At 45.5% G+C, this 8,052-nt stretch carries 11 protein-coding genes and 1 pseudogene; 2 read left to right on the top strand and 10 right to left on the bottom strand.

Annotation, left to right across the window (positions count from 1 at the left end; genetic code table 11):
* Positions 1–9 precede the first annotated feature (9 nt).
* From P5674_RS21905 to P5674_RS21890, 5 genes and pseudogenes are all read right to left on the bottom strand, one after another.
* Positions 10–168 carry a hypothetical protein gene (locus P5674_RS21905; protein WP_162270039.1) on the bottom strand — a complete coding sequence of 53 codons (159 nt, stop codon included), beginning with the start codon at positions 166–168 and terminating at the stop codon, positions 10–12.
* A complete protein-coding gene (locus P5674_RS21900) occupies positions 165–314 on the bottom strand; it encodes a hypothetical protein (protein ID WP_014276144.1) in 150 nt (49 codons plus the stop codon). The genes P5674_RS21905 and P5674_RS21900 overlap by 4 nt, the downstream gene beginning before the upstream one ends.
* 8 nt (positions 315–322) lie before the next feature.
* The gene (locus P5674_RS21895) at positions 323–1,294 is read right to left on the bottom strand and encodes a type I restriction endonuclease subunit R, EcoR124 family (protein WP_373869270.1); all 972 of its coding nucleotides are present in this window, start codon (positions 1,292–1,294) and stop codon (positions 323–325) included.
* Positions 1,295–1,330: 36 nt separating this feature from the next.
* Positions 1,331–1,720 (bottom strand): annotated as a pseudogene (locus P5674_RS26695) (type I restriction enzyme subunit R domain-containing protein); the annotation flags it as partial.
* Between the two features lie 18 nt (positions 1,721–1,738).
* Positions 1,739–3,418, bottom strand: a complete 1,680-nt coding sequence (locus tag P5674_RS21890) for an HsdR family type I site-specific deoxyribonuclease (protein WP_006616967.1) — start codon at positions 3,416–3,418, stop codon at positions 1,739–1,741.
* A gap of 191 nt (positions 3,419–3,609) precedes the next feature.
* Between P5674_RS21890 and P5674_RS21885 the strand changes: the two genes are divergently transcribed.
* A complete protein-coding gene (locus tag P5674_RS21885) occupies positions 3,610–3,873 on the top strand; it encodes a DUF2281 domain-containing protein (protein ID WP_231851965.1) in 264 nt (87 codons plus the stop codon).
* The gene (locus P5674_RS21880) at positions 3,873–4,280 is read left to right on the top strand and encodes a PIN domain-containing protein (RefSeq protein WP_231851966.1); all 408 of its coding nucleotides are present in this window, start codon (positions 3,873–3,875) and stop codon (positions 4,278–4,280) included. Before P5674_RS21885 ends, P5674_RS21880 begins: the two co-directional genes overlap by 1 nt.
* Here the strand turns inward: P5674_RS21880 and P5674_RS21875 are convergent.
* From P5674_RS21875 to P5674_RS21855, 5 genes are all read right to left on the bottom strand, one after another.
* On the bottom strand, positions 4,277–5,044 hold the full coding sequence (locus P5674_RS21875) for a restriction endonuclease subunit S (RefSeq protein ID WP_014276146.1): 768 nt from the start codon (positions 5,042–5,044) through the stop codon (positions 4,277–4,279). The genes P5674_RS21880 and P5674_RS21875 overlap by 4 nt on opposite strands.
* Before the next feature lie 3 nt (positions 5,045–5,047).
* Positions 5,048–5,548: a restriction endonuclease subunit S gene (locus P5674_RS21870; RefSeq protein WP_006616963.1), complete on the bottom strand. Its 501-nt coding sequence runs from the start codon at positions 5,546–5,548 to the stop codon at positions 5,048–5,050.
* Positions 5,545–7,086: a type I restriction-modification system subunit M gene (locus P5674_RS21865; RefSeq protein ID WP_006616962.1), complete on the bottom strand. Its 1,542-nt coding sequence runs from the start codon at positions 7,084–7,086 to the stop codon at positions 5,545–5,547. Before P5674_RS21865 ends, P5674_RS21870 begins: the two co-directional genes overlap by 4 nt.
* A gap of 200 nt (positions 7,087–7,286) precedes the next feature.
* Positions 7,287–7,616: a type II toxin-antitoxin system PemK/MazF family toxin gene (locus P5674_RS21860; protein ID WP_014276147.1), complete on the bottom strand. Its 330-nt coding sequence runs from the start codon at positions 7,614–7,616 to the stop codon at positions 7,287–7,289.
* A complete protein-coding gene (locus P5674_RS21855; RefSeq protein WP_006616960.1) occupies positions 7,604–7,864 on the bottom strand; it encodes an AbrB/MazE/SpoVT family DNA-binding domain-containing protein in 261 nt (86 codons plus the stop codon). The genes P5674_RS21860 and P5674_RS21855 overlap by 13 nt, the downstream gene beginning before the upstream one ends.
* Between the last annotated feature and the right edge of the window lie 188 nt (positions 7,865–8,052).

The raw sequence follows: 8,052 nt of genomic DNA, 5'->3' as shown, positions 1-8,052 counted from the left end.
CCCAGGCGGTTATTTCGGGTATTGCAACCCTATTTCATGCCTGAACGTCTCGCACACTTTTAGTTTAGCATACTGCCTAAAGCATCGTTTATCGTCGGGGTAAGGAGCGATCGCGCCGTTGGGGTTTGGGTGATGAGGGTAGAGCGATCGCGCCGTCCCTTGGCTCATTGGAAAAACATCTCAGCCAAGGATTGACAATTTTTTAGCCCATCAATATCTGAATACCCAAAATCTTCTGTATAGAGAGTCCAAGTGGGTAAAACTGTGTACCAAACTTGTTGCAAATCTCCAATCCTCATCGTTTTTTCGTGCATGGGCAGTCCTAAATCTGCCCGCCTACGTCTTTAAACTTCTCAACAAACGCCGAGATTTTCTGGAAAACGCTCTGCTTTTTGGTTTTGTATTGTGGATTAAGCGGACTCATTTTAGGCAGTGTTGAATTTAACTCAGTCCCATTCTCGCTGGCAAACTCGCGTTTTAGTGAGGCACTGATATAGCGCTTGGCTTCTGCCTCATTCAAGCCCTCTGAACGAATCAATTCCTCTGCTTCGCGGGCTTGCTCGGCTTGGGCAAATTGGAAGAACGTATCAATGATGCTGGCTTTATCGGCCATCTCATCGAGATTAGTTTGATTGATAAAATCCACAATCAGGCTCTCTTTCGCTCGATTGCCCAAGCTAGCCCGAATCAAGCGGCGCACTTCTTGGATCAATTCATCCTTACTTTTATTCTTCTTATTCTGCTGAAAAATTAGCTCAAGAATGTAATCTAGGTTGATCTCTTGGGATTTCAGCAAATCTACTTCAAACACCACGTCATCCCAGTCGATGGTAGAGGTTTCTTTTTCGCGGCTTACTTTTGCTTGGCGTAGCCAGTCGCGGATATCGTTGTAGGTGGAACGGTAATCTTGAATGGTGCGCTCGGTAGGAATCTTGATGGCTTGCAGGGCTGTCAGGTCTTCATCACTTAAATAGTGGTCTGCTTTAAAGGCTTCAACCGCTGCTGGGTCATTTGTATCGACCTGCTGCAAGGCTTTTAGGTTGGCAAATTCATCGTAGTTTTGCAGCACATTTTCAACCCGCAAATATTCACCAAACAGCTTGGCAAAGTCTTTTTTGTCTTTTTCTAAGACAATTTCGTCGGGGTTGGGAAAACGCTGTTCTAATTCTGCCACCACCTCGATAAAGCCACGCCGTGCTTCACCCGTGACCACATCGGTAAAGCCGCCCATATATTCCTGATAGCTTTTTTCCAGCACCACGTTTTTGGTGTTTTTATCGCCAAATAGGGTAATGGTGTCAATGGTGGCTTGTTCTAAATTGCGGAAGGTGACGATATTGCCAAAGGTTTTGGTGGCATCATAAATGCGGTTGGTGCGGGAATAGGCTTGTAGTAACCCGTGATAGCGCAGGTTTTTGTCTACAAATAGGGTATTGAGGGTCGGCGCATCAAATCCTGTTAGGAACATCCCCACCACGATCAGCAGGTCGATTTCTTTGGCTTTGACTTGCTTAGCTAAATCGCGGTAGTAGTTTTGAAAACCGTTGCTATCGACGCTGAAGTTAGTTTTGAACAGGGCGTTATAGTCGCTAATTGCCGCACTTAAAAATTCTTTGGCGCTGCTGTTCATGGCGGATACGTCGAAGCTTTCATCCGAAATTTCACCCACGGTTGCTTGTTCTTCATTGGCGGCGAAGGAGAAAATGGTAGCAATTTTAAGGGGGCGATCATGATCTTTTTACAATTGTTTAAAGGCTTCATAATACAGCTTGGCTGCGTCCACACTGCTGACAGCAAAGAGGGCATTAAAGCCTTTGCCGCCTGCTTGCAAGCGGTGGGTTTTTTGGCGAAAGTTACTGAGGATGTATTGGGCAATTTCGCGGATGCGATCGGGGTGTAACAGGGCTTGTTTGTTTTCGGCGGCGCTCAGTTTTTGCTGGTCTTGCTCCGTTTCAATCGCTTTGAACTTGGGACGAACATCGTTGTAGTCCACCTTGAACTTCAGCACTTTTTCATCACGGATCGCGTCCGTGATTACATAGGAATGCAATTCACGACCAAAGACGCTGGCGGTGGTGTCTGCGCCCAGGGCGTTTTGCGGAAAAATGGGCGTGCCAGTGAATCCAAACTGATAAAACCGTTTAAATTTTTTCCGTAAGTTCTTCTGCGCCTCACCAAACTGGCTGCGGTGGCATTCATCAAAAATAAACACGACTTGCTTTTTATAGATGGCTAGGTCGCTTTCGGTTTTCATCAGGTTATTGAGTTTGTCGATCGTGGTAACGATGATTTTATTGTCATCTTTCTCCAGATTACGCTTCAGCCCCGCAGTGCTGTCAGAGCCATTCACGCTATCGGGCGAAAAGCGTTGATATTCTTTCATGGTTTGGTAGTCGAGGTCTTTGCGATCAACCACAAAAAACACTTTGTCGATAAAATCTAGCTCCGTCGCCAGCCGCGCGGCTTTGAAGCTGGTTAGGGTTTTGCCGGAGCCTGTGGTGTGCCAGATACAGCCGCCGCCCTCAAGACGGATCCAGTGTTTGGCTTGGTAGGCGCTGTTGATTTTCCATAAAATGCGCTCGGTGGCCGCAATCTGGTAGGGGCGCATCACCAGCAAGGTGTTATTTACATCAAACACGGAATACTTCAACAGGACACTGAGGAGGGTGTTTTTCTCAAAAAAGGTGGCGGTAAAGTCTTTCAGGTCTTTAATCAGGGTGTTATCCGCTTTCGCCCAGTGCATGGTGAAGTCAAAGCTATTTTTATTGCGCTGGGTGGTGTTGGCAAAGTAGCGGGTATTGGTTCGGTTGGAAATAACAAACAGTTGCAAATATTTATAGAGGGAATGTTCGGCGTTAAAGCTTTCTTTGCTGTAGCGATGGATTTGGTTAAAGGCTTCACGAATTGCCACGCCGCGTTTTTTGAGTTCGATTTGCACGAGGGGCAAGCCGTTGACTAAGATGGTGACATCGTAGCGGTTGGCTTGGGTCCCCTTTTGTTCAAATTGTTCGATCACTTGTACTTTGTTGCGGGGAAGGTTCTTTTTGTCCAGCAGGTAGATGTTTTGAATGCGACCATCATCAAATACAAAATCATGGATATAGTTTTCATGGATTTTGCGGGTTTTATCAATAATGCTGTCGCCGGGTTTATCTAAAAAGGTTTCTACAAAGCGCTGCCATTCGCTATCGGTAAACTGCACATGATTGAGGGTATGCAACTGCTCGCGCACGTTGGGTAACATGGCTTGCGGGTTGGTTAATTTAGGCAGGTAATGATAGCCTTGATTAACTAAATCCCGAATAAATTCGCGCTGTAAATCGCTTTCGCTTTGGTAACTATCGCTCTGCGGTATTTTGGTGTATTGATCCAGAATGATAAAGTTATTGGATTCGGCAATGGTGTTGTAGTGGGTCATTGTTTCTTGTCCTCCAAAAACGTTTACTCTGCTAGTCTTTCCCTTACTTTAACTTGTAACACCATTGGCAACACAATCCTTAGCATCTATTCCACAGACTACGGGACAAATTCAAACTCGGCTTCTAAAATAAATTGGTATAATAGACAGACCCAATGAAAAATGTGTTGTTCTGTTTAGACGGTATAACCATGACAAATCAAGAAATTCTAGATGATTTTTTGTCTTTGCCTGCTGAAGCACAAAACCAAGTAGTCAGCCTCATCATTTTTTTGAAACAGAAGTATATATCCTCTCAACCTTTACCTAAATCATCAAGTGTTGATTTGGCGAGTGCTCCTTTTGCTAAAAATGGCAAGACTAAATTACGGCAAGATTGGGCAGGAATGCTAAAAGCAGATGGTTACACATCCGTTGAGCTACAGCATCTTTCCGTTGAATGGAGAAATGGCTAGTGTTTCTTCTAGATACGAACATTTGGCTAGAACGTTTGTTGGGGCAAGAAGAGGCAGAAGTTGTTGCGGAGTTACTTAATACGCTCTCGCCGTCTGATATATGTATGACTGATTTTACCTTGCATTCCATTGGAGTGATTTGCAATCGGCTAAAGCAAAGAGATGTTTTTGTAAAATTTGTGGATGATGTTTTGATTGACTCTAATGTTCTACTGGCGAGCATTCCTACCAACAAAATGAGGAGAGTTGTAGAAATAATGGATCGCTTTAGTCTCGATTTTGATGATGCCTACCAATATGCTGCTGGCGAGCTTGAGGAGGCTACTATTGTGAGTTTTGATAAAGATTTTGACAAGACAGAGCAAGGGCGTTTAACGCCTATGCAAGTGCTTAACTTTAGAAGTTAGTCGCTTGCGCATTGTTTCTCCTCCTTTTTGGGAAAGGTGAGCAGTAAGTCGCGGTAATATTCGTATTGCTTTTGGCGCCAGGCAATTTCATGGGGCAAGCCTTCGCTAATGGAATGGGTAAGGGTGTCGAATTTGTCGAGGATGGCGACAATGTGGGCTTGTTCTTCGAGCGATTTTTTAGGATCGTTTGGGTATGGGATTGGGATTGGGACTTTTTTAATTCCATTAATTAATAACCGATTAACTTTTCCACTAGATACATGTTTTGCCTTCTCATTTATAAATGCAGTTGTTTGCATCACATAGGACACAAATTTTGGATTAATTGAATGACGAAAAGCCCAACTATCATCGTGAATAGCTACTTTTTCACTTCCTATCCATGCAACAGCCTTACCAACATCTTCAACAGTTTCACCCACACCTGTCATTACAACATCGCCCGGTTCTGCATAGCATAAGGATGCTGCCATTTCAGCGCGAACCTGTGATAGCGTATGCGAGGCTGCAACTCCATAGTGTGTGTAAATTTCGCCGTAGTGAATAGCTGGTATGCCGTCATCCACGTAATCTGCCTTGGTGAAACGTTTTCCGCGAATAAACTCCCCAATCTCCCCCAAAGGCTTCCACTCCACTTCACCTTCTTCAAAGGTCAACAACTGATCGCGGTAGTAGTTGTATTGTTTTTGGCGGACGGTCAGTTCGGCGGTCAGTTCGGCGGTCAGTTCGGCGGTCAGTGCTGTAAAAGTGTCCAAGATCCGCACGATTTAGGCTTGAATAGCCAGCGATTTTTCGGGGTTGTCCGGGCACGGGATAGGGATTTGATAATTCAAAATTGCTGCTTTGTTTCCGCGTGGCATCTTTGCGCCTTTCGCGTGCTGCATGTTGTACAAAAAAAATTCATCTGATGACAATAGATAGTAGAGAAAATCCGCACTAACATTTTTTTTACACTGACCTAAAATTCGTACCGCAAGAACGTCACCACTACAACCACCTGAATTGGTTGCCTTCCACACTTTCTTGAGATATGGGCGAATATTGCCGAGGAGGATGTCTCCTGGCTCATATGATGTCAAACGGTCAGTGTTAGGAAAATAGCTTGCATCAACACGCCCACCTTTATCAGCGACAAGATTGTCCACTCCCACGAACGAGGTCGCATCGAGTTTAGAGGAATCAACTCGCGTTGGTGAATATTGCGCCACGTCACCTAACAGTTTCCACTCCACCTCAACGCCATCCAATAGCTTTTCCAGAAAATTCATCCTTCAATCTCCGCCACGATCGCATCAATCTCAGCCCGCAAGCGATCAATCTTCGCCACAGTAGTTTTTAACTCAGCATTAAGCTGGGTAATATCAACTTTTTCGCGAGTATCCTTGGCTTCCACATAGCTACTAACCGACAGATTGTAATCATTAGCGGCAATCTCTTCAAAAGGCACTGATCGGGCAAAGTGATCAACGTTTTCTTTGCTATCAAACACCCCCATAATTTCCGCAATATGGTCATCGGTCAGGGTGTTATTATTCGTTTCTTTTTTAAACAAGCCACTAGCATAAATAAACTGGGTGGTAGAGTCCGGCTTGTCCTTAGATAGCACCAAAACCGTCACAGCGATCGTAGTACCAAAAAACAGATTAGGCGCGAGGGCAATCACCGTTTCAACGTAGTTGTTATCTACCAGATACTTTCTGATTTTGGCTTCCGCACCGCCACGGTAAAAAATACCAGGGAAGCACACGATCGCCGCGCGACCACTGCTAGATAAATAACTCAAGCAATGCAGCACAAAAGCAAAATCAGCCTTAGACTTAGGCGCAAGCACCCCCGCAGGCGCAAAGCGATCGTCATTAATCAGGGTCGGGTGATCACTCCCAACCCACTTCACCGAATAGGGCGGGTTAGAGACGATCGCATCAAAGGGCTTCTCATCCCCAAAATGCGGGTCAGTTAACGTATTGCCCAACTGAATATTAAACTTGTTGTAATTGATGTTATGCAAAAACATATTCATCCGCGCCAAGTTGTAGTTAGTATGGTTAATTTCCTGCCCATAAAAACCTTCTTCAATCCGGTGATCATCAAAATGCTTTTTAGCCTGCAACAGCAGCGAACCCGAACCACAGGCGGGGTCATAAATTTTATTAACACTGGTTTGCTGATGCATGGCAAGCTGGGCAATCAACCGGGAAACCTGCTGCGGTGTAAAAAACTCGCCCCCCGATTTACCCGCATTAGCGGCATAGTTGGAGATCAGAAACTCATAGGCATCGCCAAACAGATCGATGTGGCTGGCATCAAAACCACCAAAATCCAGCCCTGCCAACCCTTTTAGTACCGCAGCCAAGCGCAGGTTTTTATCTTTAACCGTGTTGCCGAGGCGGTTGCTGGTGGTGTCAAAGTCAGCAAACAGCCCTTTGATATCTGGCTCGGAGGGGTAGCCATTGGCAGAGCTTTCAATCGCCGCAAAAATCGCAGCTAGGTCAGTGTTCAGGCTTTCGTTAGTGTTTGCACTAGCGGCGATCGTAGCAAACAACTGGCTGGGATAAATAAAGTAGCCTTTGGTTTTGATGGCATCATCTTTGAAGTCGTCAGGAATATCACTATCGGACAGCTTGGCATAGTCGATGCCGTCATCGTCGCCCTCCGCGTAGCTAGTAAAGTTTTCACTGATAAAACGGTAAAACAGCGTGCCGAGTACATATTGCTTAAAATCCCAGCCATCGACTGAGCCGCGCACATCATTGGCGATTTGCCAGATTTGGCGTTGCAGGGCGGCGCGTTGTTGGGTACTCGTCATTGTCCAAATTATGGTTCAAAGGTTTTGAATAATGATCAGTGTGACCTCGGTTTTGTATTTTAGCAAGTATTAGGTATTATAATCCAGCGGTTCGAGATGTCGGGATACTCAAGGCCCACCATATCAGAGAGCCTCTCTGGGATTCTCGCACTGATGACCTAGGATTAGATCAGGGTAGAGCGAGCGCGCCGTCCCTTGGCTCATTCGGAAAACATCTCAGCCAAGGTGTTGAGAACGCCTCTTTGCTCATCCGGACTAATTTTACCCAGTTTTTTGACCAATCGAGCTTTATCGATGGTGCGGATTTGGTCCAGAACAATTTGCCCTTCCTTACCCTGAAACTGGCAGGCAATTCGCGTCGGGTAGGCTTTCCCTTTTGTCGTCATTGGTGCAATAATCACCGTGGCAATATAACCGTTCATTTCATCCGGTGAGATAATCACACAGCGTCGTGTTTTCTGAATTTCACTGCCAATTGTGGGGTCAAGATTAACCAAAAAAACATCGAAACGCTTGGCTACCACTCCCATTCGCTTTGCTCCCAATCGGTACTGTTGACTGGATCGAGAAGAACATCATCTTGTTCTTTCGCCATTGCTGCAAAGGCTTGCTCCCAGCCTGTGCGTAACCGTCGTGCGTTGCGAATCGTGAGATGATCGCCCTCCACTTCGATTTCAACGTCTGTCTGAATACCACTTTGCTCTAAAAGCAGTTTAGGAATACGCACACCTTGGGAGTTGCCAATTTTAACGATTCGGGTTCTAATCACTTTGCTCATGCTGGGATGGCTTGAAAAGCAGGATGTAATTACATTATAGTTACACCCTCAAAGGTCGTCAAGTGCCAGGTAGTCTCCTTGGCAAACTCTCAGTTGTCAGCGATCGCAATTAGCAACTATTTCAACCTACCACAGGCAGCAATTCTCATTTTGGAAATTCAACTGCTATCGGGTGGGATGTCTAACTC

Source organism: Limnospira sp. PMC 289.06 (genome assembly GCF_032350395.1).
GTDB lineage: Bacteria > Cyanobacteriota > Cyanobacteriia > Cyanobacteriales > Microcoleaceae > Limnospira > Limnospira platensis.
The sequence above is the reverse complement of the archived record's forward strand: the minus strand, read 5'-3'. Positions and strand labels throughout refer to the sequence as shown.